The sequence below is a fragment of the Pseudomonas sp. SG20056 genome, assembly GCF_031764535.1.
GTDB lineage: Bacteria > Pseudomonadota > Gammaproteobacteria > Pseudomonadales > Pseudomonadaceae > Aquipseudomonas.
On the sequence record NZ_CP134499.1, the window covers coordinates 1,854,747 to 1,880,845 of the forward strand.

Sequence of the window (26,099 nt, forward strand, 5' to 3'; positions counted from 1 at the left end):
TTTTACTGCTTGGCCAGGCGTGTATTCAAGCCCAGGTAGTCGAGCAGAATGCGCCCGCTTTCGGCGAGGTAGGCGTCATCTTCCGGTTTGGTTTTTTCATCTTCCACCGGCAGTGCGTCTTCGTCTTCTTCCTTGAGTTTGTTCAGCAGGGTTTCGCCTTTGGCTTTGCGCCGGCTGTTCTCGATCGCCAGCTGCTGGCCTTCGATATTGGTCTGCTGAGCGCGGCGTTTGGTTTCATTGAGGCTGACGGTATTTTCTTCCATCAGCTTCTGCGCCAGTTGCAGGCGTTCACGGGCGAAGGTGAAGTCCGGGTTCTGCGCGGTACGGCCTTCAAAACGGCTTTGCAGTTCGGCGAGGAACGGCTTGATTGGGTCCAACTCCGGTTTGATCGCCGGCTTGATGCTGTCCCATGGCAGGGCCTCGGGCAGGGCGCTCTCACCGATTTCTTTGGTATCCATGATGTCAGGATACTGGATGTCAGGAATCACCCCCTGGTGTTGGGTGCTCTGCCCGGAGACGCGGTAGAACTTGGCCAGGGTCAGCTTCAGTTCACCATGGTTGAGCGGCTGGATGGTCTGCACGGTGCCTTTGCCGAAAGTCTGCCCGCCGAGAATCAACGCACGGTGATAGTCCTGCATTGCACCAGCGAAAATCTCTGAGGCCGAGGCCGACAGGCGATTGACCAGCACGGCCAGCGGGCCTTTGTAGTAAATACCGGTGTTTTCGTCGGCCAGTACATCGACGCGGCCGTCACTATTGCGCACCAGCACGGTGGGGCCTTGGTCGATAAACAGGCCGGTCAGTTCGGTGGCTTCCTGCAGCGAGCCGCCGCCGTTATTGCGCAGGTCGATGACCACGCCGTCGACTTTTTCCTTCTCCAGTTCGGTCAACAGACGTTTGACATCACGGGTGGTGCTTTTGTAGTTCGGGTCGCCGGCACGGAAGGCTTTGAAATCCAGGTAGAACGCCGGTATCTCGATGACCCCGAGCTTGTAGTCACGGTTGTCGTGCTTGAGGTTGAGGATGGATTTCTTCGCGGCTTGCTCTTCCAGCTTGACCGCTTCACGGGTGATGGAGACCACCTTGCTGGTTTGATCGTTTGGCGCATTGCTCGCGGGGATCACTTCCAGGCGCACAGTGGAACCTTTCGGCCCGCGAATCAGCTTGACCACTTCATCCAGACGCCAGCCGATCACGTCGACCATTTCCTTGCTGCCCTGGGCCACACCAATGATCTTGTCGGCGGGTGAGATCTGTTTGCTCTTTTCTGCTGGGCCAGCCGGTACCAGGCGCACGACTTTGACGTGTTCGTTGTCGCTTTGCAGTACGGCGCCAATACCCTCGAGCGACAGGCTCATGTTGATATCGAAGTTTTCCGCGTTGTCCGGCGACAGGTAGGTAGTGTGCGGGTCGTAGGACATGGCAAAGGCGTTGATGTAAGCCTGGAACACGTCTTCACCGCGGGTCTGCTTGAGGCGCGCGAGCTGATTGTTGTAGCGCTTGGTCAGCAGTTCCTGAATCGCCTTGGGCTCTTTGCCGGCGATTTTCAGGCGCAGCACTTCGTCTTTGACGCGCTTGCGCCAGAGGTCATCCAGTTCGGCGATGTCCTTGACCCAAGGGGCGTTCTCGCGGTCGATCAGCAGGGTTTCATCGCTGTCGAGGTCAATCTTGTCGACGCCCTGTTCGAGCATGTTCAGGGTGAATTGCAAACGGCTCTGCAAGCGCTCGAGGTGGCGTTTGTAGATGGCAAAGCCGGGTTGCAGGTCACCGTTCTTCAGCAAATCGTCAAAGCGTGTGCGCCATTGATCGAACTCGGCGATATCGGAAGCAATAAAGTAGCTGCGCGAGGGGTCGAGCATCTTCAGGTAGCCCTGATAGATCTTTTCCGAGCGCTCGTCATTCAGCGGTGGCTTGTTGTAGTGATGGCGCTTCAACAACTCCACGACGTTGAGGCTGGCGATGACCTGTTCGCGGTCAGGCTGCAGGTATTCCCAGGAGTCGTCACTGGTGGTTTTCGCCGCGAGCGGCAGGGCGCTCAGGGCAAACGAAAAGGCGAGGGTGACGCTGAGTAGGGATCGCTTCATGCTAATTCGACGTGTGGGCAGTTGATAACGCATATTAGGCCGTCTTTAAGGGCGCCAGGTTCCATCGGCGCAATGCAAAAGCCCGGCGGTCAGCGCCGGGCTCGGTTCAAATGCACTATGGAGGCAGCGTGAAGGCATTGCAAGGCGTTGAAGGCCGTGTGGAATGGGCGCAACACCCAGCGCCGGCCTGTGATGTAGGGGAAATTCGCATCCGTGTAGCGGCCGCCGGGTTGAATCGTGCGGACTTGTTGCAGCGTGCTGGGCTTTATCCGCCGCCGTCTGGCGCCAGCGAGGTGCTTGGGCTGGAGTGCGCCGGTATCGTCAGCGAGGTGGGTGCCGGTTGCGACTGGAAAGTTGGCGATCGGGTTTGCGCGCTGTTGAGCGGTGGCGGCATGGCTGAAGAAGTGGTGGTCGATGCGCGGCACGCCTTGCCGGTGCCCGAAGGCATGACGCTGGCCGAGGCGGCGGCGTTGCCTGAGGTGTACGCCACGGCCTGGCTCAATCTGTTCCAGTTGGCGGCGTTGAAGCCCGGAGAAAAGGTGTTGCTGCATGCCGGCGCCAGTGGCGTGGGCTCGGCTGCTATTCAATTGTGTAAAGCCTTTGGCAGCCCTTGCTGGGTCAGTGTCGGTTCTGCTGATCGTTTGACCTACTGCGAAAGCCTGGGCGCCCAGGGTGGGGTGCTGCGTGGCGAAGAGCAGCTACAGGCCCTGCGCGATTTTGCTCCGTTCGATGTGATTCTTGATCCTGTGGGCGGCAACTACGCTGCGCTGAATCTGGATCTGCTGGCGGTGGATGGTCGCTGGGTGAACATCGGTTTGCTCGGTGGGCGCAAGGCTGAGCTGGATCTGGCGGCAGTGTTGGGTAAGCGGATTGCGCTGATAGGCTCGACCCTGCGCAATCGTGATGAGCAGTTCAAGGCTGATCTGTTACGCGATTTGCAGCAGTTTGTCTGGCCGCTTTTCGCCGAAGGGCGCCTTAAACCGCAACTTCAGCAGGCTTATGTGCTCAAAGATGCCGAGGCTGCCTTTGCTGCGTTGGCGAGCAATCAGGTCAATGGCAAGTTGGTGCTGGTCATAGACCCAACCTTGGAATGAAGCCTAGGGTCGATTGGCTTAATCAATCGGAATCATGGCGGCAATCAATAAGCTTTTTTTGCATAAGGCGCTAAGATGCGCCCTGTAAATTTCTAACCCTCAACAAGGAATCAGAGATGAATCTCATCAACACCCAAGTTCAACCGTTCAAGGCTAACGCTTTCCACAACGGCAAATTCATCGAAGTGACCGAGCAGTCCCTGAAAGGTCAGTGGTCGGTGCTGATCTTCATGCCAGCTGCCTTCACCTTCAACTGCCCGACTGAGATCGAAGACGCGGCCAACAACTACGCTGCGTTCCGCGATGCCGGCACCGAAGTTTACATTGTCACCACCGACACCCATTTCTCCCACAAAGTCTGGCACGAAACTTCGCCAGCTGTAGGCAAGGCTCAGTTCCCGCTGGTTGGTGATCCAACCCACGCTCTGACTCGCGCTTTCGGCGTGCACATCGAAGAAGAAGGCTTGGCTCTGCGTGGCACCTTCCTGATCAACCCGGAAGGCGTGATCAAGACCGTTGAAATCCACTCCAACGAAATCGCTCGTGACGTATCGGAAACCCTGCGCAAGCTGAAAGCTGCTCAGTACACCGCTGCTCACCCAGGCGAAGTGTGCCCAGCCAAGTGGAAAGAAGGCGAGAAGACTCTGGCTCCGTCGCTGGACCTGGTTGGCAAGATCTAAATCTGCCAACACCCTCTCTGGGCTCAGGCTCGGGGAGGGGAGTACTTAGCGCTGTCAGGGTCGATACCCGACCCTAGTGGTGCCCGATGCCCGGGCGCGATCCGCCCGGGCATTTTATTGCCCAGAATTTTTGTCATTGAGGACTATCCGCCATGTTGGACGCTAACCTGCAAACCCAGTTGAAGGCCTACCTGGAAAAGGTCACCCTGCCGTTCGAGATCGTCGCGTCCCTCGATGACAGCGCGAAATCCCAGGAGCTGCTTGAGCTGCTCCAGAGCATCGTCGGCTTGACCGACAAGATCACCCTGAAAACCGATGGCAGTGACGCCCGCCGTCCGTCGTTCTCGCTCAACCGCCCAGGCGTAAACATCGGCCTGACCTTCGCTGGCATCCCCATGGGCCACGAGTTCACCTCGCTGGTACTGGCGCTGCTGCAGGTGGGCGGTCATCCGTCCAAGCTGGATGCCGAAACCATCGCGCAGATCCAGGCCGTTGAAGGCACGTTCGAGTTCGAGACCTATTTCTCGCTGTCTTGCCAGAACTGCCCAGACGTAGTCCAGGCGCTGAACCTGATGGCCGTGCTCAACCCGAATATCCGCAACGTCTCCATCGACGGCGCGCTGTTCCAGGAAGAGGTCGAGCGCCGCCAGATCATGGCCGTGCCGAGCATTTACCTGAACGGCGAGGTGTTTGCCTCCGGCCGTATGGAAGTGAAGGAAATCCTCGCCAAGATCGACACCGGCGCAGCCAACCGCGACGCTGAGAAGATGAGCGCCAAAGAGGCTTTCGACGTGCTGGTGGTGGGCGGTGGCCCAGCTGGCGCTGCGGCTGCTATCTACGCTGCGCGCAAGGGTATTCGTACCGCGATTGCCGCCGAGCGTTTCGGCGGTCAGGTGTTGGATACCATGGCCATCGAAAACTTTATCTCGGTAAAAGAAACCGAAGGGCCAAAGCTGGTGCGCGCCCTGGAAGAGCACGTGCGTGAGTACGAAGTCGACATCATGAACCTGCAGCGTGCCAGTGCACTTGTACCGGCCAGCAGCGCAGGCGGCCTGCATGAGGTGAAGTTCGAGAACGGTTCCAGCCTCAAGGCCAAGACCGTAATCCTCTCCACCGGTGCGCGCTGGCGCGAGATGGGTGTGCCAGGCGAACAGGAATACAAGGCCAAGGGTGTTTGCTTCTGCCCGCACTGCGACGGCCCGTTGTTCAAAGGCAAGCGCGTTGCGGTGATCGGCGGCGGTAACTCTGGCGTCGAGGCAGCGATTGATCTTGCCGGTATCGTCGCTCATGTGACTCTGCTGGAGTTCGCCGACACCCTACGTGCCGACGCCGTGCTGCAGAAAAAGCTCTACAGCCTGCCGAACGTCACCGTGATCAAGAGCGCGCAGACCACCGAAGTCAAAGGCGATGGCCAGAAGGTCAATGCGCTGGTCTACAAGGACCGCACCACCGAAGAGCTGCACAGCGTCGAGCTGGAAGGCATCTTCGTGCAGATCGGCCTGCTGCCTAACAGCGATTGGCTGAAGGGCAGCGTGGAGCTGTCGCGTTTCGGTGAGATCATCGTCGACGCCAAGGGTGCTACCAATATCCCGGGTGTATTTGCTGCCGGTGACGTGACGACTGTGCCGTACAAGCAGATCGTCATCGCTGTAGGCGAGGGCGCCAAGGCCTCCCTGAGTGCCTTCGATCACTTGATCCGCAGCTAACAAGCTCGACGATCTACGTCGCACCAGAGCGGACAACCTTTGCGGGTTGTCCGCTTTTTTGTGCTCTGCCATCAGGCGGTTAGCGATCCTTATTCGGGTGTTTTTATGTCTCAAGTGTTTGCGGCATGGCTGTCGATAGTTTTTATTATGGTCGACATATAATATTTATATTATGTGTGTAATATGAATTGGCGCACTATACCTCCAGACGCACCGCCTACCCCCGCACAGCCAGGAGACGCACCATGAACACACATAACGAGAAAGGCACTGCATTGATCACCGGCGCTTCATCAGGCATTGGTGCCACCTACGCCGAGCGCCTGGCGCAACGCGGTTACGACCTGCTGTTGGTTGCCCGCGATCTGCCGCGCTTGCAGGCACTGTCTGCGCGCTTGACCGAGCAGTACGGGGTAAAGATCGAAACGCTGAAGGCCGACCTGACTGACAAGGCTGCTCTGCATACCGTTACCCAGCGCCTGCGGACCGACAAGGCCATCAGCACGCTGGTCAACAACGCCGGTATGGCCATGAACGGTCAGCTGGCCGAGGCCGATCTCGACACCGTTGATCGGATGATTCTGCTCAACGTGGTTTCGCTGACTCACCTGTCCACCGCAGCCGCTGCCAATTTCACCGCCGCTGGGCGCGGAGCAATCATCAATATCGCCTCGGTGGTGGCCTTGGCTCCGGAAATGTTCAATGCCGTGTACAGCGCCACTAAGGCCTATGTACTGAGCCTGACCCAGACCCTCAACGGTGAAGTGAAGGCGCAGGGCCTGCAGGTGCAGGCTGTATTACCCGGCATTACCCGCACCGAGATCTGGGAGCGTAGCGGCATGGATGATTCGGCACTGCCGGCGAGCATGATCATGGAGGTCGGCGAAATGGTCGATGCGGCTCTGGCCGGTTTCGACCAGGGCGAGCTGATCACCATTCCATCGCTGCCTGATGCGGCGGATTGGCAGGCCTTTACCGATGCCCGTGGCAAGCTGGCGCCGAACCTGTCGTACAGCAGCGCCGCTGCTCGTTACAAGTAAAGCGCTGGCCGTAACAAGAAAAGCCCTGGCTGGAGACAGTCAGGGCTTTTGCTGTGTGCCACTAATTTTCTGCAATCAGGTCGCGTCGCCGGTGTTCTGCTCAATCAGCAGGCGGCGGGTGGTTTTCAGCAGCCGGTCAGACAGTTCCGGGTCGCTTACGCTGCGTGACAGCAGCAGGGCACCGACCATGGCGCTAAGAATCAGCACGCTCTGCTCATCGGCATGCTCAACGCTAAGACCGGCTTCGATGGCTTGCAGGCGGTCGCGGATCAGCTCATCGGTCACCGGGCTGGGTGCGCCGCGCTGGCCCAGCTCGGCGGACATAGTCGGCAGCGGGCAGCCATCGCCAGGGTTGGCACGGTGGGCGGACGACAAGTAGCCGCTGATCAGGTGGGTCAACGGTTTATCGCTGTTGGCTATCTCGTTGGTGACCGCCGTCAGCTTGTCAGCGCTGTGGCGCAGGGCGGTTTCCACCAGTTCATCCTTCGATTTGAAGTGGGCGTAGAAACCGCCATGGGTCAAGCCGAGGGTCTTCATCAGCGGCTGCAGGCCGGTGGCGCCAACGCCGTCGCGGCGGAACAGGCGCGCGGCCTCTTCGATGATGCGCTGATGGGTCTGGGCTTTGTGGTCTTCGGAATATCGCATGGAGTACCTGGCCGCTGGTTTCAGATGTTGCCTGCCATCTTACTCGCTTCGCCCCGGTGTTTCAGTGCCGGGTGCAGGCGATGTCCCAGGCATGCTGAGAATCAGGCAGGTGGTTGAGCCGACGGCATACAGGCGGTCGTCGACATCGTAGATGCGCCCTTCGGCCAGCGCTGTGGTGCGGCCGATATGCACGATGCGGCCTTCGGCGCGAACCGGCCCGACCTTGGTGCTGAGGGCGCGAATGTAGCTGATGCGCAGATCGGTGGTGGTGTAACCCTGGCCGCGCTGCAACTGGGTGTGGATAGCGCAGCCCATGCAGGAGTCGAGCAGGGTGGCTGCATAGCCGCCGTGTACGCTGCCCAGCGGGTTGTAGTGGCGCGCATCGGGCGTGCCCTGGAAGACGAAGCGCCCCAGTGACCATTCCAGCGGAACAAAATCCAGCAGATGGCCGATGGGCGGCGAGGGCAGTTCACCGCGGCCGATGCCGTCAAAGAACTCCTGTGGCAACAGTTCGCTGACCTGCGCCAGGCTCATGCTGCCGGGTGCACCGAGGCGGGCGCGCATGGCCTGTTCAGCGGCGAGCCATTCGGCCAGTTTTTCTTCGCGTGATGGGATGCTCATGGATCAGGCCTCGTCGGCTGGTGGATTTAAAATTATAAGCGTAATTTAATTGTTTATATTATGGTTAAAATATTATTGTTTGGCGAGCCACGTCAGCCCGTGATCACAGGACCCACACCCATGCATCCCTATCCTTTGCCGTCGCGCAGCCTGCTGCTGATTCTGGTGGCCCTGACCGCCCTTGGAGAGATTTCCACGCAACTGATCATTCCCAGCCTGGGCGCTATCGAACTGATCATGAGTGCGCGCCCAGGCAGCAGCCTGCTGGCTTTATCGGCTTTCGTCGCCGCCTTTGGCTTGGGCCAGTTGTTGCTCGGTCCGCTGTCGGATCGTATCGGCCGGCGTCCGGTGCTGATCGCCGGGTTGCTGGTCTATCTGCTCGCCACCTTATGGATGCTGCTGGCCAGCAGCATGGGCGAATTCATTGCTGCCCGCGTGCTGCAGGGGCTTGGGGCTTGCGCGGCATTGGTTCTGGCGCGGGCCATCGTTCGCGATGTGTGGCAGGCGCAGGCTGGGCCTGCATTAGCGCTGACGGTGATTGGCATGCTTTGCGCCATCGTCCTGTCGCCGATGCTGGGCGGCGTGCTGACGCTGTATGGCGGCTGGCGTGCGCCGATTGCCTTGGCACTGCTGATCGGCGTAGCCATCGTTTGTGCGGTGTTGGGCCTGTACCGTGAAAGCAATCGGCAACTCGACCCTCAGGCTGGGCAACTGAGCAGCTTGGCCGGCAACTATGCCGATCTGCTGCGCTCCTCCTCGTTTCGCGCGCTGGCCCTGACGCTGGCCTGTACCTATGGCGCGATGTTTGCGGTAATTGCCGGCTCCTCAGCTGTGTATATCGGCCTGCTCGGGTTGAGTTCGGCGCAATATGGCATCACCTTTGCGGCAATTGTTTCGGCGCTGATCGCCGGCGCGCTGTTTACCCAGCGGCGCATTCTGCAGTTGGGCCCCGAGAGAATAGTGGGCATAGGTGCGGCGCTGGTGGCGAGCGGCGCCTTGGTCACCTTGGCGATTTATCTACTGTTTGGTTTGTCGTTGCTCGGCCTGTCGTTGCCCCAGGTGTTGGTGACCTTGGGCGGCGGCATGTTGCTGCCGGCATCGGTGGCGGGCGCGGTGATCCCCAATGCCCACCGCGCCGGTCTGGCTGCAGGCTTTATGGGCTTTGCGCAAATGGCCGGTGCTACCTGCAGCGGCGTCCTGCTTAGCCTGCTGGCAGATGGCTCGGCGTGGCCTATGGTGTTGCTGAACAGTTTATTCGCCGCCGCGGCGTTCTGCGCCTTCCACCTGCTGCGCCCACGGCCGGCAGCGAACGCGGCCCTGGTTCGCTAAACCTCTGCAGCCTAGGAGTAACTCAATGAGCAACTATGACGTGCTGATCATCGGTGGCGGCCCCGGCGGCTATAACGCCGCCATCCGCGCCGGGCAACTGGGCCTGAAGGTCGCCTGCATCGAGGGCCGCGAAACCCTGGGCGGCACCTGCCTGAATGTCGGTTGTATGCCGTCGAAGGCTCTGCTGCATGCCTCGGAGCTGTACGAGACGGCGACCAGCGGCGAACTCAACAACCTCGGTATCGAGGTCACGCCGACGCTCAATCTGGCGCAGATGATGAAGCAGAAGGATGAGAGCGTGACGGCCCTGACCAAGGGCATCGAGTTTCTGTTTCGCAAGAATAAGGTCGAGTGGATCAAGGGCTGGGGCCGATTGAATGGGCCGGGCAAGGTCACGGTGACCCTCGCCGATGGCAGCGTGCGCGAGTTGCAGGCCAAGGACATTGTGATCGCCACCGGCTCGGAACCGACGCCGCTGCCAGGGGTGACGATTGATAACCAGCGCATTCTCGATTCGACTGGCGCGCTGGCCTTGCCACAAGTGCCCAAGCACCTGGTGGTAATCGGCGCAGGGGTGATTGGCCTGGAACTGGGGTCGGTGTGGCGGCGTTTGGGCAGCGAAGTGACGGTGGTGGAGTACCTCGACCGCATCTGCCCAGGCCTGGATAACGAAACCGCGAAAACCCTGCAGCGCACCCTGAGCAAGCAGGGCATGAGTTTCAAACTGGCAACCAAGGTCCGTGCCGCCAAGGCTACGGCCAACGGCGTGACCCTTGACCTGCAGCCCGCTGCTGGCGGCGCGGTCGAGCAACTACAGGCTGACTATGTGCTGGTCGCCATTGGCCGTCGCCCCTATACCGCCGGCCTGGGGTTGGAGACCGTGGGTCTCGCCACCGACAAGCGCGGCATGCTGGAAAATCAGCAGCACCGCAGTAGCGTGCCGGGTATCTGGATTATTGGCGACGTGACCTCCGGGCCAATGCTTGCACACAAGGCCGAAGATGAAGCCATCGCCTGTATCGAGCGCATCGCCGGGCATGCTGCCGAGGTCAATTACGATGCGATTCCCGGGGTGATCTACACCAAGCCGGAAGTCGCCACCGTGGGCAAAACCGAGGAGCAGTTGAAGGCCGAAGGGCGCGCCTACAAGGTCGGCAAATTTCCCTTTACCGCCAACAGCCGGGCGAAGATCAATCACGAGGCTGAAGGCTTCGTCAAAGTGCTGGCCGATGAGCGCACCGATCAGATTCTCGGCGTGCATATCATCGGTCCCAGTGCCGGCGAGTACTGCGTGGCTCTGGAGTTCAGCGCATCGGCCGAAGATATTGCGCTGATCTGTCACCCCCACCCAACCCGCTCGGAGGCGCTACGCCAGGCAGCGATGAGTGTGCATGGCTGGGCCATGCAGGCCTAAGCCTACTTACAGTCTGCTGCGCGTCGGCCCTGCTGCGTTAAAAGCAGGCTCGGAATGCTCATGTACAAAAGTACACTCCGCTTCCTTGCCGCTTTGACCAGCCGGAGGCTGTTACTAACGTAGCGCCTTGCATGGCTCTAGCTCGCAAGACTTCAAAAAGATTCTTAAAGCCCCAAAGCATTACGCGCCGAAACGCTGGAGTTGCATCTCTTGCAAGCGGCTCAGGGTGCGGCGAAAGGCGAAGCTCAGGTAGCCCTCGGTATAGAGTTCGGCGAGCGGCACCAGGGCTTCGAGGTACAGCGGCACCTTGCGGTCGTAGCACTCATCCACTAGGGCGATAAAGCGCCGCACGCTGTCATCCTTGACCGACAGCGCGGGTAGCTGGCGATCACCGGCCTGCACCCGCTCGACGCCATCTTCGGTGCCGCGGGCGATCTTCGCCGCGCGTTGCGGGCTGCTCAGGTTGGGCACTTCGCTGAGCAGAATGGCCTGGAAGCGGTCACACAGGGCGATAAAGTCCGGCGCGGCCAAGGGCTGCTCACACAGATCGGCAAAGCGGCACCAGAGCACGCCGTCGCAGTGGCGCAGGGTCTGTACGCTGCGATTGCCGAGCGTAAGCGGTTGATCGCTGCTGGGCCTACCTGCGGCCAACTGACTGAAGGTCCGGCTGAGCACACTGGGCAACCCAGGCGTGGCGACCCAGTAACGGGTATGCGCGATACCTGGGTGCAGGCGATGATCTTCCTCACCGTTGATGCTCACCACCTGCATATGCCGCTGCAAGGCGGCCACCGCAGGCAGAAAGCGCTCGCGATTAAAGCCTTCGGCATACAGCAGTTCAGGTGGCTGGTTGGAAGTGGCCACCAGCACCATGCCCTGTTCGAACATCACCTGAAACAGGCGGCCGAGAATGATCGCATCGCCGATATCGCTGACAAACAGCTCGTCGAAACACAGCACGCGCACCTCTTGGCTCAGCTCAACGGCCAGCGCCTGCAATGGGTCAGGCGTACCGGTGAGCTGAAACAGGCGCCTATGCACCCAACGCATAAAGTGGTGGAAGTGCTGACGCCGCGCCGGGACTTTCAGGCCTTTGTAGAAGCTGTCCATCAGCCAGGTTTTGCCACGGCCCACCGGCCCCCACAGATACACCCCGTTGATCGGATGCGCGGATGTGGCCTGCTGCAAGGCCTGATGGCTATCATGCAGGGCTTGGGCGGCCTGCCACTGCGCAGGGTCGGATTTGAAACCGTCGCGGTCGATGGCCTGCTGGTAGGTGACAAGGGGCGAATTGCTGGGCATGAAAACAGGCGCATGGCGGTGAGGTGACGCGTTATAGCCTGTAGACAGGCCTACGCGCCACATCCAGCCTCAATCAGCGCCAGTTAAGGATCGGCCAACCGGCCTGCTGGGCGTGCGCAAGCAGAGTGGGGTCGGGGTTGACCACATAGGGCTTGTCGACCACCTGCAGCAGTGGCAGGTCGTTGCGTGAGTCGGAGTAGAAGTAAGCGCCGTCGAGGACTTCACCGTGCTCTTGCAGCCAATCACGCAGGCGCGTGACCTTGCCTTCGCGGTAGGTCATGACGCCCTGGGTACGGCCGCTGTAGTGGCCGTGCTGAACTTCCAGGTCGATAGCCAGCACTTCTTCGATCTTCAGGCGTGCGGCAACGGCGCTGACCAGAAAATGCGCCGAAGCGGAAATCACCAGCACGCGGTCACCGGCGGCGCGGTGGTTGGCCAGGCAGCGGGTGGCGTCGCTGTAGAAAATCGGCTCGATCACGTCTTCGACAAAGGGCTCGACCACGTGGGCGACTTCTTCCGGTGTGCGGCCCACCAAGGGCGACAGGGTGAAGGCCATGTAGTCTTCCATGGCCAGGCTGCCGGCGGCGTATTGGCGCATCAGCTCCTGCTCATGGGCGATAAAACTGTCGGCGTCGGCCCAGCCGAGTTTGACCATTTCCTGGGTCCACAGGCTGGCGCAGTCGCCGCCGATCAGGGTTTCGTCCAGGTCGAAAATTGCCAGGGCCATCAGGCCACCTCACAGATTGCGTTGTCTTCAATGTTCAGGTTGATGCGTTGCCCGCTGGCGTGCAGGTCCGCCGGGGAGCGGTTGAGCACGTCCACCAGCAGTTCGACGCCGCGCGCCTCAATGCGGTAACGGATCACGTTGCCGAGCAGACGATGGCTGCGGATCTGCCCTTCGATGCTGCCCTGGGCGCCAATCTGGATGGCCTCCGGGCGGATTGCCACGCGGCTGTTGACCGGGCGTAGCAGCAGGCGGCTGGCGGTATCGGCGTCGAGCAGGTTGTAGTTGCCGATAAATCCAGCTGCAAAAACATCGGCCGGGGCGGTGTAGAGGGTTTCCGCGTCGCCGCTCTGGACGATCTTACCGGCGTTCATCAGGAAGATACGGTCGCTCATGACCAGGGCTTCTTCCTGGTCATGGGTGACGAAGATGGTGGTCAGGCCCAGCTCCTGCTGGATGCTGCGGATCTGTTCGCGCAGATGCTTGCGAATCCGCGCGTCCAGCGCTGACAGCGGCTCATCGAGCAGCAGCAGGCGCGGGCGGGTGACCAGCGAACGGGCCAGAGCTACGCGTTGGCACTGGCCGCCGGACAGTTGCTGCGGGTAACGGCCGGCGAAGTCATTCAGCTCGACCAGCTCCAGCACTTCCTTGACCCGTTGCTCGGCTTCGCTGCCTTTGACCTTCTGCATGCGCAGGCCGAAGGCGACGTTCTGCTGCACGGTCATATTGGGGAATAGCGCGTAGCTCTGGAACACCATGCCGATGCCGCGTTTTTGCGGGGCTACGGGCACCAGGTCCTCGCCGTCGAGCAGAATCTGCCCGCCATTCACTCCGGTCAGGCCGGCGATGCAGCGCAGCAGGGTGGATTTGCCGCAGCCAGAGGGGCCGAGCAGGGTGATGAATTCGCCCTTGGCGATCTCGCAGTTGATATCGCTGAAGATCGCGGTATCGCCGTAGCTCTTGTGCAGGCCTTGAATACTCAGATAACTCATGACTTGTCCTTATTCAGGCGGTTAGCCGCCCAGGTCATCAGCAGCACGAACATGAAGTAGGAAATCACCAACGCGCTGGTGAAGTGACCGCTGTCGTTGCGCATGTTGTAGAGGTACACCTGCAGGGTTTCATAGCGGCTGCCGACCAGCAGGTTGGCGAACACAAACTCACCAAACAGGAAGCTGAAGGAGAGAAACACCGAGACCATCAAGCCCTTGCGCAGATTAGGCAACACCACCATAAAGGCCGCGCGCCAGGTGCTGGCACCGAGCAGGTGGGCGGCGTCCATCAGGTCGCGCAGGTTGATCGCCTGCAGGTTGTTACTGATGGCTCGGTACATAAACGGCAGGGCGATGGTGAAGAAGCAGCCAATCAGAATCCACGGCGTACCGAGGATTGGCAGCGGGCCGCCAGCGAACAGCTGCATCAGGCCGACTGAGGACACCACCGGCGGGATGGCGAACGGCAGCAGGATCAGCACGTTCATTACCGCATCGAGCTTGGGGAAGTGATAACTGACCACAAACAGCAGCGGCAGAATCAGCACCAGCGACAGCGCAAGCGCGGCCAGGCAGACCAGCAACGAGCGGCCAAACGCGGCGAGAAAGCGTGCATCGCTCCACAGTGCCAGGTACCACTTGAAGGTCAGCCCGCTGGGCAGCACGCTGGCCGACCAACTGGTGGAGAACGAGTAGAGCAGGGTGCCGAGCAGCGGCAGCAAAAGGATCAGCAGCAGGCTGTAGACCACCAGCTGGTGGAACAGCGGCGAGCGTTTTTCAGCGTGGGACATGGTAGCTCCGGCGCAGCAGCCATTGGTGGACGATGGTGATCAGGGTCATCAGGCCAACCAGAATCATCGCCAGGGCACTGGCCATATTCGGGTCGAGGAAGATGTCGCCGGAAACCATGGCGGCAATCCGAATCGGCAGGATATTGAAGTTGCCAGTGGTCAGCGCATACACCGTGGCGTAAGCGCCGAGTGCGTTGGCCAGCAGAATCACGAAGGTGCCGAGCAGCGCGGGGGTCAGGACGGGCAAGCCGATATGCCGCCAGAACTGCCAGTTGCTCGCGCCGAGCAATTCAGCCGATTCGCGCCAGTCTTCACGCAAGGCGTCGAAGGCTGGGTAGAGCAGCAGCACACCCAGGGGAATCTGGAAGTAGGTGTACAACACGATCAGGCCGGTTTTCGAGTAGAGGTTGAAATCCTCGATGATCCCCGCCTGCTTGAGCAGGATGGTCAGTGCGCCGTTAAACCCCAACAGGATGATAAAGGCGAAGGCCAGCGGCACCCCGGAGAAGTTGCTGGTCATGTTGGAAAACGCCATGACGAAGTCGCGCAGCTTGCTGTCGACTTGCCGCAGCGAGTAGCTGCCGAGAATGGCAATGCTGATGCCGATCAGGCTCGACCAGAACGCCACTTCCAGGCTGTGACGCATCGCCTGGCGGTAGAACGGTGAGGAGAAGGCCTGCTGGAAATTGCCCAGGCCCCAGCCTTCAGCGGTGTGCAGGCTGTTGCTGGCCACCCAGAGCAGCGGGGCGATCTGAAAGGCGATAAAGAACAGGGCAAAAGGCAGCAGGCACAGCAGCGCCAGCCATTTGCCGCGCAGGGCAGACATCATGCGAGAAGCTCCCGGCAGACAGGTTTGTCGTGGGCCACGCCGAGCAGCTCGCAGACCGTGCCACACAACTCCAGCTGTTTCGGCTGGGCGTTGGGGTTGAGGCTGAAGGCGCTGCCAAGTACCAGCAGCGGTACTTCGCGTTCTTCCGGCAGCAAGCCGTTGTGGCTGCGATCGTTGTTCATGCCGTGGTCGGCGGTCACCAGAATCTGGTAGCCGGCATCGAGCCAGGGCTGAATATATTCGGCCAACAACACATCGGCCATGCGCGCGCTGTTACGGTACTGCGCGCTGTCGAGGCCGTGCTTGTGGCCGGCGTCGTCGATATTCATCGGATGCACCAGCAGTAGGTTGGGCGTATGGCGCAGGCGCAGGCTTTCCGCGTCGGCAAACAGGTGCGAATCCGGGTAATGATCGGCGTAGTAGAAGTGGCCGTACTGAATCGGCAGGTTGGCGTCTGTCGTGTGACGGTCGCGCGCCGCTTGGAATGGCGAGCGGTTATACAGCTCGCTGACCCAGTGATAGGCCGCCGCAGCGGTAATCAGCCCAGCGTCGCGGGCGTAGTGGAACATGCTGCGCTGGGTCGACAGGCGCGAGACATCGTTATTGACGATGCCGCTGTCGATGGGCGCAATACCGGTCAGAATCGCTTCATACAGCGGGCGTGACAGGGCCGGGAGTTCACAGTCGAGCTTGTACAGCGCGGCGCGTCCAGCCTGGCAGTAAGCCTGCAGATGCCCCAGCGCGTGCTGAGCCACCTGATAGCTCAAGCCATCCAGAACCACGAGGATGACGTTGTGCGACATGATTGAAAGCCTTAGCAACCGAATCGGCCCCGGAGTGTATCCGGGGCCAGATTGCATTAGTTCATATTGATGATGACGTGTTCCTGCCACAGGCGCGGCAGTGCTTTGGAAGTGGCTTCCCAGGCTGCAGCATCCTTGATCGGCTGAACCTTGGCGTATTGCTCCTGCGGCAGCAGCTTGGCTTGTACTTCGGCTGGCAGGGTCAGGTGCTCGGCACGGATAGGCCGGGCGTTGCCTTTTGCCAGGTTGATCTGGCCGGCGTCGCTCAAGATGTACTCACGCGCCAGTTTGGCCGCGTTGGGGTTTTTCGCCCACTTGTTGATGATGGTGCTGTAGCCGGAAATCACCGAACCATCGGAAGGAATCAGTACTTCGAAGCGGCTTGGGTCGATCTGGTCGCGGTAGCTCAGGCCGTTGAAGTCCCATACCACGCCCACTTCCACTTCGCCTTTTTCCAGGGTCTGGATGGTTGGGTTGGCCAGCGACAGACGGCCTTGTTTGGCCAGCTCGCCGTAGAAATCCAGCGCCGGTTGCACGTTGCTTTCATTACCGCCCATGGCGATGGCGGCAGCCAGTACACCGTTTACGGCTTGTGCGGCGGTGCTGACATCACCGGCAGAAACTTTGTAGGTGCCCTTTTTCAGGTCAGCCCAAGAGCGCGGGATATCCTTGACCAGCTGCTTGTTGACGATAAAGGCGATGGAGCCGGTGTAGGCGAGCATCCAGTGGCCGTCAGCGTCCTTGGCCCAGGTTGGAATCTGTTCCCAGGTGCTTGGCTTGTAGGGTTGGGTAACACCCTGCTGCACGGCGATGGGGCCAAAGGCTGCGCCTACGTCGCCGATATCGGCGGTGGCGTTGTCTTTTTCAGCGGCGAACTTGGCAATTTCCTGGGCCGAGCTCATGTCGGTATCCATATGCTTCAAGCCATACAGTTTGTTCAGGTCGGCCCAGGTGTCTTTCCAGTTGGCCCAGCTATCCGGCATGCCCACACTGTTCACCGCGCCTTCAGCGCGCGCGGCCTTTTCCAGTGCTTGCAAATCCGTTTCAGCAGCCATGGCCGAGGTGGCCAGGGCGATGGCTGAGCCCATCAGTGAAGCCAGCAGCAGTTGTTTCATTGGAAACTCCTTTGCGATTGAAGTGCGTGCAGTGAAAAGTTCTGGTCTAGATCAGCAAGACCCAGGCCAATTTAGGCTTGTTAAATGACAGTTTTATGTACGTTGGTCATTTACCGGCTCGAGCCGGGTTGCACAAACTGGCGCACCACTAGCGTAGACCATGAGCAAATTCAGTCATGTATGGCCTGCAGCCCAAGTTTTATCAGCTTTTGCTGCTACTGAAAGAAAGTTGTCATGGCGTGGTCATCAAGACTGCTTAAACTTGAAACATGGTTTTTACTGCTGCACCCACAGGTTGATGCCCCGAAATGGGGCTGGACTAGTCCAATTTTGGAGGTCTTGATGCGCGATGAAGCGCCGCGGGCAGTTACAGCTATATGCCGGGCATTGGAAGAGCAGATCGAACACGGCCTGTTGCCGTCGGGAAGTCAGTTGCCGGCCGAGCGTAAGCTCAGCGAGGTATTCGATACCACGCGCATTACTCTGCGCGAGGCGCTGGGCCAGCTGGAGGCTCAGGGGCTGATCTATCGCGAGGAGCGCCGCGGCTGGTTTGTTTCGCCGCCGCGCGTGGCCTATAACCCGCTGGTGCGCAGCCACTTTCACGCCATGGTCGGCGAGCAGGGCCGGGTGCCGGCCACCGAAGTGCTTAGCGCCAAACTGATTCCGGCCAGCGCCGAGATCTGCCAGCTACTGGCTTTGCCGGCACTCTCCAGCGTCTACCAGATCCGCCGCGCCCGGCGTATCGATGGCCGTTTGGTGCTGTATGTCGAGCACTACCTCAATCCGAATTACTTCGCCGGTATTCTGGATTTCGACCTAACCCGCTCGCTGACCGAACTGTATGCCAGCGAATACGACATTCATTACGGCCGAGTGCGCTTCGATATGGTGCCCACGGCGTTGCACAGCGAAGCCGCATCGGCATTGAAAGTAGCGGTGGGCAGCCCGGCGCTGCGCATTGTGCGGATCAACCGCGACCAGCATGGCCGACTGATTGATTGCGATCTGGAGTTCTGGCGCCACGACGCTCTGCATGTGAGCGTCGAGGTACCGGAGTGACGGTAACAGCGTAGGGCGGATGGCGCTTTTTCATCCACCCTACAATGTCGTGAGCTTTTAGATAATGAGCGTCATGGCAGCTCAGCGCTGGCGTAAAACGCCGTCAGCACTTTGACCAGATGCGCCAGGTCATGGCTGCCGGCCAGTTCGCGGATCGAGTGCATGGCGAAGGTCGGCAGGCCGATGTCCACGGTGCGTACGCCCAGCTGGCTGGCGGTGATCGGGCCGATGGTCGAGCCGCAGCCCATGTCGCTGCGAGTGACGAAGCTCTGCACAGGCACTTCATTTTCCAGGCACAGGTGACGGAAAAATCCGGCGGTTTCGCTGTTGGTGGCGTAGCGCTGGTTGCTGTTGATTTTGATCACTGGCCCGGCGTTGAGCTTGGGGCCGTGGTTGGCGTCATGCTTGTCGGCGTAGTTGGGGTGTACGCCGTGGGCGTTGTCCGCCGAGACCAGCAGCGAGCGTTGGATGGTGCGCACAAAGGCATCACCGTCCGGCAGCACGCGACGCAGCACCTGTTCGAGCATCGGGCCGTCGGCGCCGCAGGCCGAGCATGAGCCGACTTCCTCGTGGTCGGTGCAGACCAATACGCAGCTTTCTTCATCCGGTGCAGCCAGCAACGCCTGCAGCCCGGCGTAGCAGGACAGCAGGTTGTCCAGTCGCGCACCTGCAATAAAGTCGTTGTTCAGACCAATCACTGCCGCGCTCTGGGTGTCGTAGAAGCTCAGCTCGTAATCGAGCACCGCATCGGCGCTGAAGTCGTGTTCGCGGGCCAGTTGATCGGTGATCAGTGCGCGAAAGTCGGCCGGCTCATCGCCGGATATCTGCGCGAGGATTGGCGGCAGCTCGATCTGCTGGTTGATCGCCCAGCCCTGGTTGGCTTCACGGTTGAGGTGGATAGCCAGGTTGGGAATGACCGCAATCGGGCTTTGAAAATCGATCAGCTGGCTTTCCACCTTACCGTCGCGGCGGTAGGTGACTCGGCCGGCCAGCGACAGGTCGCGGTCGAACCAGGGCGCCAGCAGCGCGCCGCCGTAGACCTCAACGCCAAGTTGGAAAAAACCCTGTTGCTGCAGCTCCGGCTGCGGTTTGACCCGCAGGCACGGGCTGTCGGTGTGCGCACCGACCAGGCGGATACCGCCTTCCAGCGGCGCGCGCTTGCCCAGTTTGAAGGCGATGATCGAGGAATCGTTGCGCGTGACGTAATAGCGACCGCCGGCCTCAGTGTGCCAGCTGGCGCGCTCATCCAGGTGCTGAAAACCGGCCGCTTCGAGGCGCTGAGCCAGGCTGGCGGTGGCATGAAAAGGGGTAGGCGAGGCCTTGAGGAACTCGATCAGGCCTTGGTTCAAATCTTCGCGCATAGGGCACTCCAGACGGCAATCGGCCGAGTTTAGCGGATTTGCCTGGCGCTTTGGGCTGCCGCGCTCGACAGATCAGCGCGGGATGCTGATCAGGCTGAGCAGATAACCGTCGAACTCGGCAAATTGGCCTTGCAGCTCGCTGCCAGCGGGCCAGTCTGCATGCAGGTCAATCAGCAGGCGCATACACACTTTATTGTCGGCGTCGACGTTGAGCAGTTCGGCATCCTGAAAATAGAAGTGGCGCAACACTTGCGGATAAAGCGCTTTGAACAGGCTTTCCTTGAGCGAGAAGGTCAGGCTGATGCGTTGCGCGCGCTGCTCGCTCGGCAAGGCTTCCAGGCGGAACAGCTCGGCTGGAGTGAGGATCTCCCCAGCCAGGCGTTCGGCGCGGCTGGCCGGCATGATCTGCTCGATATCCAGACCCAGGCCGCGCCAATCCGTGCTGTTGCCCACCACTGCGCCGGCCCAGCCGCTGCCGTGGGTGATGGAGCCGACCGTACCGATTGGCCACTGCGGCGCGCGATCTTCACCAGAAGTGGGAACCGCTGCTGTACCGGTCACACGTAGCAAAGCCTCACGCGCACACAGGCGTCCGGCAAGGTATTCAGCCTGGCGTTTGGCTACCCCGCGCACCGGTTCGATGGCGCAGCGGCTGAAGTCCGCTATATCCAGAAGCTCTGGAGTAAAGAGGGCGCTGATCAGCTGCACCGCCGGCAGCTTGTGCGGCAACGGCCAGTGGTCATTCAGCGGGCTGCAGCAGGATGGCAAGTAGGCTGTATTCATTGGCCTATTTTGCCGCGCGGCGGTTTGTACGGCCAGCCGGCGCGGGCGTTTACATTTCTTTGCAAAGCCGCAACAAAGCTAAACGGAGTTGCCGAGGCTTTTTTGCCACACTGCGGCATGCGTTTCTTCGGGGACGCAGGTGAGGTTGTAGCTGGCGCAGGCGTGAGGCTTGTTCCGGCATTTCTCTGAGAATGAGTACGGGAGCCCGTTTGGGCTCCCGTTTTTTTTGCAGGCTATCCCTGGCCGCCACCCTGCGAGCCGTCGCGCTGCCTGTCTAACGCTCCAAACCCTGTGCTATTTGCCCACCAGGCTTAAACGTCTGCTGCCTGGTATCCGGCCGCGCGCGGCAATGATGCTGCGATCCAGATCGCCCTTGAGGGTTTCGAACAGGTCGCGGGTGAACACGCGGTTGCCGATGTACCAGGAGTGGTCTTCGCTGCCGAGAAAGCCCTGTGGCTGATCGCGGGCCTGCATGGCTTTATCGCTGAGCAGCAGCTGATGGTAAGCGGTGCAGTCGACATCGGCTGTCGAGTCCGGTGCGTTGTCCGGCAAGCCCACCCGGCCTGCGCGTGGTGCCACGCCGGCGCGTTTGACGTTGGAGAGTTTCAGCACGCTGTCGCCAAAGCTGAAGTAGTTGGTCAGGCGCGTGCAGTGGCGGTAAAGCGAGTCGCTGCTGGCATGGCCCTGGCTCAACGATGAGGCCGAGACATCGGAGCCGATAAAGCACAGCTGGCTGATCATCCAGCTGTTGTTTTCCAGCCGTGCATCGTCGGCGTCATCGAAGGCTTCGCGCACCACATAGGTGCCCATGGAGTGGGCAAGAATGTGCGTGTTTACTGCGCAATCCGGGGTCTGCTTGGCGGCCAGCAGGGCAATTAGGTCGGTAACCAGCTGCATCGCGCTGAGCTTGGCGTCGTGGCGGTCTTCCAGGTAACCGACGGTCTTGTTGTCGCTGGGCCAGTCGAACGACACCACAACGCCTTTCCAACCCAGGGCCTTGAGGTCGCTCTGCAACTGGCGATGGCGCTTGAGTACTTCAGGGGCGCTGTTGTTGTAGCCATGCACGTAGACCAGGATGTCGCCGCGCTCGGCGCCTGTACGCTCATCCGTGCCCCAGATGGCCTCGGCCAGTAACTGTTGCACCCAGGCCTTGACCCAGTTTTCACCCATGCGTCCGTGTTTGGGGATGGGTTCGCTGGCATCCGCAGGCACCAGCAGCATATGTGAGGGGCCGGGTTCGGCATCGAACGCAGCTTGTTTGACACGGCGGGCGCTGACTACAAAGTCGTTCATCGCGAGTACTCCTTGTCTGTTGCACAAGTGGCTCCATGCGCTGCGTATACGACCTGGCTGGCGTATCTGAGCCGATAAGGCCCAGTCGGCTTGCGTGCCGAAATCACTGGGTAGGTGGTGAGAAATGCCAAGCAGGGGGCGCTGTATCGCGGGCTCTGATTGCGCCTTTTCTCGCCTGTTAGTCAGGCTAGCTTCAGCGCCCAGGTGGAACAAAAAACTGCAGTGGATGGGTGACGAATGGCTTTGACGCTAAGCGGCTGCTCCAGTACGCACAACGGCTATGCACAGCGCGCAAAACCAGCCCGGCTGGCTGCGTGCTAATCTGCCGGAACGGCCGATTTAGAGCCTTTTGTGAGCCTGCCGATGCCTGCTGCCAATTCCTCAGCGCACCTGATGCGCGGTACTCCCGCCTACCGGCGTGCAACCCTGGCGCTGTTCTGCGCCGGGTTTGCCACCTTTGCCTTGCTCTACTGCGTGCAGCCGCTGTTGCCGCTGCTGGCCGCGCATTTTTCCGTATCGGCGGCAGGCAGCAGCCTGGCGTTATCGCTGACCACCCTGAGCCTGGCCATCTGCCTGCTGGTATCCGGCGCGCTGGCCGAGAGCTGGGGGCGCAAGCCGGTGATGGCGGCGGCGCTGGGCCTGGCGTCGTTGCTGGGGATTGCCTGCGCGCTGGTGGATAGCTGGGATCATCTGCTCTGGCTGCGCGCCTTGCTTGGCCTGGCGCTGAGTGGATTGCCGGCGCTGGCCATGGCCTATGTCGGCGAGGAGTTCGACCCCGCGGCGCTGCCGGCGGCGATGGGGCTGTATATCGGCGGCACTGCTTTAGGTGGCTTGCTTGGGCGGCTGCTAGCCGGTTTGCTCAGTGATCTAGGCGGTTGGCCGCTGGCTTTGGCCGGGATTGCCGGCATGGGCTTGCTGGCGCTGGGGCTGTTTGTCTGGCTGCTGCCGCCGTCGCGGCATTTCACCGCGCAGTCGCTGTCGCTGCGCGGCCTGCTGCGCAACTTTGCGATGCACCTGGGCAACGGTGAGTTGCGTCGCCTGTTTCTCCTGGCGTTTCTGTTGATGGGCGGCTTTGTCGCGCTGTTCAACTACGTTGGCTTTCGCCTGGCGGCGGCGCCGTTCAACCTGTCGTCCAGTCTGATCGGCCTGCTGTTTACGGTGTATCTGCTGGGTATCGTCAGCGCCGGTTGGGCAGGGCGATTGGTGCCACGTTTGGGCGCGCGCCAGGTTCTGCTCGGTGGTATTGGCATCATGCTGCTGGGTGTGGCGCTGTGTGCCACGCCATGGCTAAGCGCGGCGGTGGCGGGTTTGGCCTTGTTCACCCTGGGTTTCTTTGCTGCTCATGCGGTGGCCAGCGGCCAGGTTGGGCAACGCGCGAACGGTGCTAAGGCGCAGGCATCTGCGTTGTACCTGTGCGCCTATTACCTGGGCTCCAGCGTGATTGGCTACGCCGCCGGGTATATCTGGGAGCACGCGGGCTGGCTGCCGATGTTGGCTGTGCTGGCGGCTTTGTTTGTCGCTGCGGGAGTCAGTGCACGCAAGTTGTAAGAGGGTCGTTCAGGGTTTGTTCAGCATGGGTTCAGTGGGCGTTCAGCTTGGGGTAGGCAACATGGACCTCGAGTTAAGCAACACCGACTAACCACTGAGGACACACCATGAACCGCACTCTTAGCAAACTGGCCCTGGCAACTTCCCTGACCTTCGCTGCGGCTGCGGCCAATGCCGGCGACAACTTTGTTGGCCTGACCTGGGGGCAGACCGACAACAACATCCAGAAATCCAGCGCGCTCAACAGCAACCTGAACAGCCCCAAGCTCGACAAAGTAATCAACGACACTGGCACCTGGGGCGTGCGTGCCGGTCAGGTCAGCGAGACAAACCGTTACTACATGACCTATGAGAATGTCTCGGACAGCGATAGCGGCAACAAGCTACGTCAGCAGAACCTGCTGGGTAGCTACGATGTGTTCCTGCCCATCGGCGACTACAGCACCAAACTGTTCGGTGGTGCCACCGCCGGCCTGGTCAAGCTGGAGCAGGAGAGCAAAGGCTTCAAGCGTGACAGCGATATCGGCTTTGCCCTCGGCCTGCAGGCTGGCATTCTGCAAGACATCAACCAAAATGCCTCGATTGAAGCCGGCTACCGCTACCTGCGCACCAATGCCAGCACGGAAATGGCGCCACACGGCGCAGGCAAGGTCGGCTCATTGGACCTGCACAGCAGTGGCCAGCTGTACCTGGGCGCCAACTACAAGTTCTAATCAGCAGATAGGCCAAAAGGGCCGGGCAGCATGCCCGGCTGCTTTATTGGAGGAATGTGCAGGATGAAACTGTTGGTCGTGGAAGATGAAGCGCTGCTGCGTCACCATCTCTATAGCCGGTTGGGTGAGCAGGGCCATGTGGTCGATGCCGTGGCCAATGCCGAAGAAGCGCTGTACCGCGCTGCGGAATACAACCATGACCTGGCGGTGATCGATCTCGGCCTGCCAGGTATGAGCGGGCTGGACCTGATTCGCCAGTTGCGCAGTCAGGACAAAAGCTTCCCTATTTTGATACTCACCGCCCGTGGCAACTGGCAGGACAAGGTCGAAGGCCTGGCCGCCGGTGCCGATGATTACGTGGTCAAACCCTTTCAATTTGAAGAGCTGGAAGCGCGCCTGAACGCTTTGCTGCGCCGCGCTTCGGGCTTTACCCAGGCGAGTATTGCCGCCGGGCCGCTGCTGCTCGACCTCAACCGCAAACAGGCGCTGCTCGATGGCGAAGCCCTGCAACTGACAGCCTACGAGTACCGCATTCTTGAATACCTGATGCGCCACCAGCAGCAGGTGGTGGCCAAGGAGCGATTGATCGAGCAGCTCTACCCGGATGACGAAGAGCGCGATCCCAACGTGATCGAAGTATTGGTCGGCCGCCTGCGTCGCAAACTTGAAGGTCAGCTGGATTTCAAGCCTATCGAAACCGTGCGCGGCCAAGGCTACCTGTTTACCGAGCGCTGCCGATGAGCGAGGCCGAGTTGAGCAAACCGGCCGCCCGCCGTCGCGGTGAGTCCCTGCGTCTGCGTCTGATGCTCGGCACGGCGGTGCTGGCCGTGCTGTTTATGCTGGCGCTGCTGCCGGTCTTGCGCGGCGCCTTTGTGATTGCCCTGGAGCAGTCCATCGAAAAACGTCTGGCTTCGGACGCTGCCGGGCTGGTTTCTGCCGCGCGTAACGAGCAGGGCCGATTGAGCATGCCCGACAAACTGCCGGCTGAGGAATTCGACACGCTGGAGGCCAAGCTGTTGGGCTTTATCTACGACCGCCAGGGCACGCTGGTCTGGCAGTCGCGCTCCTCGCTGGATGAAAGCGTTAGCTACCGCCCGCGCTATGACGGCCGTGGTCACGAGTTTGTGCGCATCACCGATGCTCAAGGCCACGAGTTCTTTGTCTACGACGTGGAGATCGATCTGCTGCGTGGACAGAGCGCCGCCTTCAGCGTGGTGACCATGCAGCCGGCCAGTGATTACCAGGCCATGTACGACGGCTTTATGGGCCAGCTCTACCTCTGGCTCGGTGGCGCGCTGCTGGTGTTGCTTGGGTTGCTGTGGTTCGGTCTGACCTGGGGCTTTCGCAGCCTGCGCGGGCTTAGCGCCGAATTGGATCAAGTAGAGGCTGGCACCCGTGCCGGCTTGAGCGAAGAACACCCGCGTGAGCTGCTGCGCCTGACCGGCTCACTCAACCGCCTGCTGGAAAGTGAACGCCAGCAACGTGAACGCTACCGGCATTCTCTGGATGACCTGGCCCACAGCTTGAAAACCCCCTTGGCCGTGCTGCAAAGCGTGGCGGAAGTGATCGATAAACAGCCACAGAACCGCGAACAGTCGCAGGTACTGCAACAGCAGATTGAACGCATGAGCCAGCAAATCGGCTATCAACTGCAGCGCGCCAGCCTGCGCAAAAGCGGCTTGATCCGCCACAGCACACACTTGGCGCCTTTACTCGATACGCTCTGCGGTGCACTGGATAAGGTCTACCGCGACAAGCAGGTCCAGATGCTGCGCGATTTTGCCAGCGAGCAGCACCTGCCTATGGAACGCGGCGCGTTGTTGGAGTTGCTCGGCAACCTGCTGGAAAACGCCTACCGCCTGTGCCTTGGCCAGGTGCGTGTGAGCGTGCGCCAGCAGGGCGACAGGCTTGAACTCTGCGTCGAAGACGACGGCCCAGGCGTGCCGGCTGATCAGCGTGAGCGCATCCTGCGCCGTGGCGAGCGTCTGGATGCTCAGCACCCGGGGCAAGGCATCGGCACCGCAGTAGTTAAAGACATCATCGAAAGCTACGACGGAGAGTTACTGCTGGAGGATTCGGCGTTGGGCGGCGCGAGCTTTCGTGTACGGTTTAGCGACTGAAACAAGCCCGTGTGGATGCGCAGTGGCAGAAGCGCAGAGATGAATTGCTCTAG

Annotated in this window: 24 protein-coding genes; 11 read left to right on the forward strand and 13 right to left on the reverse strand. The window is 60.6% G+C overall.

The features are described 5' to 3' along the window. Positions 1 to 2: 2 nt before the first annotated feature. Positions 3 to 2,084, reverse strand: coding sequence for a carboxy terminal-processing peptidase (locus tag RHP75_RS08990; protein ID WP_311091493.1), 2,082 nt, complete (start codon positions 2,082 to 2,084; stop codon positions 3 to 5). Between the two features lie 128 nt (positions 2,085 to 2,212). On the opposite strand from RHP75_RS08990, the gene RHP75_RS08995 reads away from it, so the two are divergent. The 4 genes from RHP75_RS08995 to RHP75_RS09010 all read left to right on the forward strand — a co-directional run bounded on the left by RHP75_RS08995 (position 2,213) and on the right by RHP75_RS09010 (position 6,604). Further along, entirely contained in the window at positions 2,213 to 3,178 is a 966-nt protein-coding gene (locus RHP75_RS08995; protein ID WP_311091494.1) for an NAD(P)H-quinone oxidoreductase, read from the forward strand. Between the two features lie 116 nt (positions 3,179 to 3,294). Further along, positions 3,295 to 3,858 (forward strand): alkyl hydroperoxide reductase subunit C, encoded by a 564-nt coding sequence (gene ahpC, locus RHP75_RS09000; protein ID WP_090252986.1) that lies wholly within the window; start codon positions 3,295 to 3,297, stop codon positions 3,856 to 3,858. Positions 3,859 to 4,010: 152 nt separating this feature from the next. Then, positions 4,011 to 5,564, forward strand: coding sequence for an alkyl hydroperoxide reductase subunit F (ahpF, locus tag RHP75_RS09005; RefSeq protein WP_311091496.1), 1,554 nt, complete (start codon positions 4,011 to 4,013; stop codon positions 5,562 to 5,564). 245 nt (positions 5,565 to 5,809) lie between these two features. Next, positions 5,810 to 6,604 (forward strand): SDR family oxidoreductase, encoded by a 795-nt coding sequence (locus tag RHP75_RS09010; protein WP_311091497.1) that lies wholly within the window; start codon positions 5,810 to 5,812, stop codon positions 6,602 to 6,604. 75 nt (positions 6,605 to 6,679) lie between these two features. Here the strand turns inward: RHP75_RS09010 and RHP75_RS09015 are convergent, their stop codons facing one another. Together RHP75_RS09015 and RHP75_RS09020 are read right to left on the reverse strand one after the other, a co-directional pair. Beyond that, entirely contained in the window at positions 6,680 to 7,249 is a 570-nt protein-coding gene (locus tag RHP75_RS09015) for a TetR/AcrR family transcriptional regulator (protein ID WP_311091498.1), read from the reverse strand. Between the two features lie 39 nt (positions 7,250 to 7,288). After that, the gene (locus RHP75_RS09020; protein WP_311091499.1) at positions 7,289 to 7,870 is read right to left on the reverse strand and encodes a PaaI family thioesterase; all 582 of its coding nucleotides are present in this window, start codon (positions 7,868 to 7,870) and stop codon (positions 7,289 to 7,291) included. Positions 7,871 to 7,990: 120 nt separating this feature from the next. Here RHP75_RS09020 and RHP75_RS09025 point away from each other — a divergent pair, with 120 nt between their 5' ends. Together RHP75_RS09025 and lpdA are read left to right on the forward strand one after the other, a co-directional pair. Then, entirely contained in the window at positions 7,991 to 9,199 is a 1,209-nt protein-coding gene (locus RHP75_RS09025; protein ID WP_311091500.1) for an MFS transporter, read from the forward strand. Positions 9,200 to 9,224: 25 nt separating this feature from the next. Beyond that, the gene (gene lpdA / locus RHP75_RS09030) at positions 9,225 to 10,613 is read left to right on the forward strand and encodes a dihydrolipoyl dehydrogenase (protein WP_311091501.1); all 1,389 of its coding nucleotides are present in this window, start codon (positions 9,225 to 9,227) and stop codon (positions 10,611 to 10,613) included. Between the two features lie 180 nt (positions 10,614 to 10,793). Here the strand turns inward: lpdA and zapE are convergent, their stop codons facing one another. The 7 genes from zapE to RHP75_RS09065 form a co-directional block, all read right to left on the reverse strand. Then, the gene (gene zapE / locus RHP75_RS09035) at positions 10,794 to 11,915 is read right to left on the reverse strand and encodes a cell division protein ZapE (RefSeq protein WP_311091502.1); all 1,122 of its coding nucleotides are present in this window, start codon (positions 11,913 to 11,915) and stop codon (positions 10,794 to 10,796) included. Between the two features lie 73 nt (positions 11,916 to 11,988). Continuing rightward, positions 11,989 to 12,642: an HAD family phosphatase gene (locus RHP75_RS09040; protein WP_289240083.1), complete on the reverse strand. Its 654-nt coding sequence runs from the start codon at positions 12,640 to 12,642 to the stop codon at positions 11,989 to 11,991. Further along, the gene (locus RHP75_RS09045; protein WP_311091504.1) at positions 12,642 to 13,631 is read right to left on the reverse strand and encodes an ABC transporter ATP-binding protein; all 990 of its coding nucleotides are present in this window, start codon (positions 13,629 to 13,631) and stop codon (positions 12,642 to 12,644) included. The genes RHP75_RS09040 and RHP75_RS09045 overlap by 1 nt, the downstream gene beginning before the upstream one ends. Further along, entirely contained in the window at positions 13,628 to 14,422 is a 795-nt protein-coding gene (locus RHP75_RS09050) for an ABC transporter permease (RefSeq protein ID WP_090387003.1), read from the reverse strand. Before RHP75_RS09050 ends, RHP75_RS09045 begins: the two co-directional genes overlap by 4 nt. Beyond that, entirely contained in the window at positions 14,409 to 15,248 is an 840-nt protein-coding gene (locus tag RHP75_RS09055; protein WP_167145738.1) for an ABC transporter permease subunit, read from the reverse strand. The genes RHP75_RS09050 and RHP75_RS09055 overlap by 14 nt, the downstream gene beginning before the upstream one ends. Then, positions 15,248 to 16,054 (reverse strand): alkaline phosphatase family protein, encoded by an 807-nt coding sequence (locus RHP75_RS09060; RefSeq protein WP_311091507.1) that lies wholly within the window; start codon positions 16,052 to 16,054, stop codon positions 15,248 to 15,250. The genes RHP75_RS09055 and RHP75_RS09060 overlap by 1 nt, the downstream gene beginning before the upstream one ends. Before the next feature lie 56 nt (positions 16,055 to 16,110). After that, the gene (locus tag RHP75_RS09065; RefSeq protein ID WP_160087428.1) at positions 16,111 to 17,169 is read right to left on the reverse strand and encodes an ABC transporter substrate-binding protein; all 1,059 of its coding nucleotides are present in this window, start codon (positions 17,167 to 17,169) and stop codon (positions 16,111 to 16,113) included. 342 nt (positions 17,170 to 17,511) lie between these two features. Between RHP75_RS09065 and RHP75_RS09070 the strand changes: the two genes are divergently transcribed. Further along, positions 17,512 to 18,228 carry a UTRA domain-containing protein gene (locus RHP75_RS09070; RefSeq protein ID WP_108489051.1) on the forward strand — a complete coding sequence of 239 codons (717 nt, stop codon included), beginning with the start codon at positions 17,512 to 17,514 and terminating at the stop codon, positions 18,226 to 18,228. A gap of 71 nt (positions 18,229 to 18,299) precedes the next feature. Here RHP75_RS09070 and RHP75_RS09075 read toward each other — a convergent pair whose 3' ends face one another. The 3 genes from RHP75_RS09075 to RHP75_RS09085 all read right to left on the reverse strand — a co-directional run bounded on the left by RHP75_RS09075 (position 18,300) and on the right by RHP75_RS09085 (position 21,665). Beyond that, on the reverse strand, positions 18,300 to 19,589 hold the full coding sequence (locus RHP75_RS09075; RefSeq protein ID WP_311091508.1) for a M18 family aminopeptidase: 1,290 nt from the start codon (positions 19,587 to 19,589) through the stop codon (positions 18,300 to 18,302). A 72-nt stretch (positions 19,590 to 19,661) separates the two neighbouring features. Then, entirely contained in the window at positions 19,662 to 20,372 is a 711-nt protein-coding gene (locus tag RHP75_RS09080; RefSeq protein WP_311091509.1) for a 4'-phosphopantetheinyl transferase superfamily protein, read from the reverse strand. Between the two features lie 294 nt (positions 20,373 to 20,666). Then, positions 20,667 to 21,665: an alpha/beta hydrolase gene (locus RHP75_RS09085; protein WP_311091510.1), complete on the reverse strand. Its 999-nt coding sequence runs from the start codon at positions 21,663 to 21,665 to the stop codon at positions 20,667 to 20,669. 363 nt (positions 21,666 to 22,028) lie between these two features. On the opposite strand from RHP75_RS09085, the gene RHP75_RS09090 reads away from it, so the two are divergent. The 4 genes from RHP75_RS09090 (at position 22,029) to RHP75_RS09105 (ending at position 26,046) form a co-directional block, all read left to right on the forward strand. Continuing rightward, the gene (locus tag RHP75_RS09090; protein ID WP_311091897.1) at positions 22,029 to 23,213 is read left to right on the forward strand and encodes an MFS transporter; all 1,185 of its coding nucleotides are present in this window, start codon (positions 22,029 to 22,031) and stop codon (positions 23,211 to 23,213) included. 107 nt (positions 23,214 to 23,320) lie between these two features. After that, on the forward strand, positions 23,321 to 23,926 hold the full coding sequence (locus RHP75_RS09095; protein ID WP_311091511.1) for an outer membrane beta-barrel protein: 606 nt from the start codon (positions 23,321 to 23,323) through the stop codon (positions 23,924 to 23,926). A gap of 63 nt (positions 23,927 to 23,989) precedes the next feature. Further along, positions 23,990 to 24,667, forward strand: a complete 678-nt coding sequence (locus tag RHP75_RS09100) for a response regulator (protein WP_289240090.1) — start codon at positions 23,990 to 23,992, stop codon at positions 24,665 to 24,667. Further along, a complete protein-coding gene (locus RHP75_RS09105; protein ID WP_311091513.1) occupies positions 24,664 to 26,046 on the forward strand; it encodes an ATP-binding protein in 1,383 nt (460 codons plus the stop codon). Before RHP75_RS09100 ends, RHP75_RS09105 begins: the two co-directional genes overlap by 4 nt. Positions 26,047 to 26,099: the final 53 nt, after the last annotated feature.

Excerpts from the sequence above, each read along its gene's own strand:
- RHP75_RS09090 (WP_311091897.1), top strand. The coding sequence starts at position 22,029 with ATGCCTGCTGCCAATTCCTCAGCGCACCTGATGCGCGGTACTCCCGCC.
- RHP75_RS09105 (WP_311091513.1), top strand. The coding sequence starts at position 24,664 with ATGAGCGAGGCCGAGTTGAGCAAACCGGCCGCCCGCCGTCGCGGTGAG.
- RHP75_RS09075 (WP_311091508.1), bottom strand. The coding sequence starts at position 19,589 with ATGCGCGAAGATTTGAACCAAGGCCTGATCGAGTTCCTCAAGGCCTCG.
- lpdA (WP_311091501.1), top strand. The coding sequence starts at position 9,225 with ATGAGCAACTATGACGTGCTGATCATCGGTGGCGGCCCCGGCGGCTAT.
- RHP75_RS09065 (WP_160087428.1), bottom strand. The coding sequence starts at position 17,169 with ATGAAACAACTGCTGCTGGCTTCACTGATGGGCTCAGCCATCGCCCTG.
- RHP75_RS09010 (WP_311091497.1), top strand. The coding sequence starts at position 5,810 with ATGAACACACATAACGAGAAAGGCACTGCATTGATCACCGGCGCTTCA.
- RHP75_RS09050 (WP_090387003.1), bottom strand. The coding sequence starts at position 14,422 with ATGTCCCACGCTGAAAAACGCTCGCCGCTGTTCCACCAGCTGGTGGTC.
- RHP75_RS09025 (WP_311091500.1), top strand. The coding sequence starts at position 7,991 with ATGCATCCCTATCCTTTGCCGTCGCGCAGCCTGCTGCTGATTCTGGTG.
- RHP75_RS09020 (WP_311091499.1), bottom strand. The coding sequence starts at position 7,870 with ATGAGCATCCCATCACGCGAAGAAAAACTGGCCGAATGGCTCGCCGCT.
- RHP75_RS09055 (WP_167145738.1), bottom strand. The coding sequence starts at position 15,248 with ATGTCTGCCCTGCGCGGCAAATGGCTGGCGCTGCTGTGCCTGCTGCCT.
- RHP75_RS09095 (WP_311091511.1), top strand. The coding sequence starts at position 23,321 with ATGAACCGCACTCTTAGCAAACTGGCCCTGGCAACTTCCCTGACCTTC.
- RHP75_RS08990 (WP_311091493.1), bottom strand. The coding sequence starts at position 2,084 with ATGAAGCGATCCCTACTCAGCGTCACCCTCGCCTTTTCGTTTGCCCTG.
- RHP75_RS09060 (WP_311091507.1), bottom strand. The coding sequence starts at position 16,054 with ATGTCGCACAACGTCATCCTCGTGGTTCTGGATGGCTTGAGCTATCAG.
- ahpC (WP_090252986.1), top strand. The coding sequence starts at position 3,295 with ATGAATCTCATCAACACCCAAGTTCAACCGTTCAAGGCTAACGCTTTC.
- RHP75_RS09080 (WP_311091509.1), bottom strand. The coding sequence starts at position 20,372 with ATGAATACAGCCTACTTGCCATCCTGCTGCAGCCCGCTGAATGACCAC.
- RHP75_RS09070 (WP_108489051.1), top strand. The coding sequence starts at position 17,512 with ATGCGCGATGAAGCGCCGCGGGCAGTTACAGCTATATGCCGGGCATTG.
- RHP75_RS09085 (WP_311091510.1), bottom strand. The coding sequence starts at position 21,665 with ATGAACGACTTTGTAGTCAGCGCCCGCCGTGTCAAACAAGCTGCGTTC.
- RHP75_RS09015 (WP_311091498.1), bottom strand. The coding sequence starts at position 7,249 with ATGCGATATTCCGAAGACCACAAAGCCCAGACCCATCAGCGCATCATC.
- ahpF (WP_311091496.1), top strand. The coding sequence starts at position 4,011 with ATGTTGGACGCTAACCTGCAAACCCAGTTGAAGGCCTACCTGGAAAAG.
- RHP75_RS09045 (WP_311091504.1), bottom strand. The coding sequence starts at position 13,631 with ATGAGTTATCTGAGTATTCAAGGCCTGCACAAGAGCTACGGCGATACC.
- RHP75_RS09100 (WP_289240090.1), top strand. The coding sequence starts at position 23,990 with ATGAAACTGTTGGTCGTGGAAGATGAAGCGCTGCTGCGTCACCATCTC.
- RHP75_RS09040 (WP_289240083.1), bottom strand. The coding sequence starts at position 12,642 with ATGGCCCTGGCAATTTTCGACCTGGACGAAACCCTGATCGGCGGCGAC.
- zapE (WP_311091502.1), bottom strand. The coding sequence starts at position 11,915 with ATGCCCAGCAATTCGCCCCTTGTCACCTACCAGCAGGCCATCGACCGC.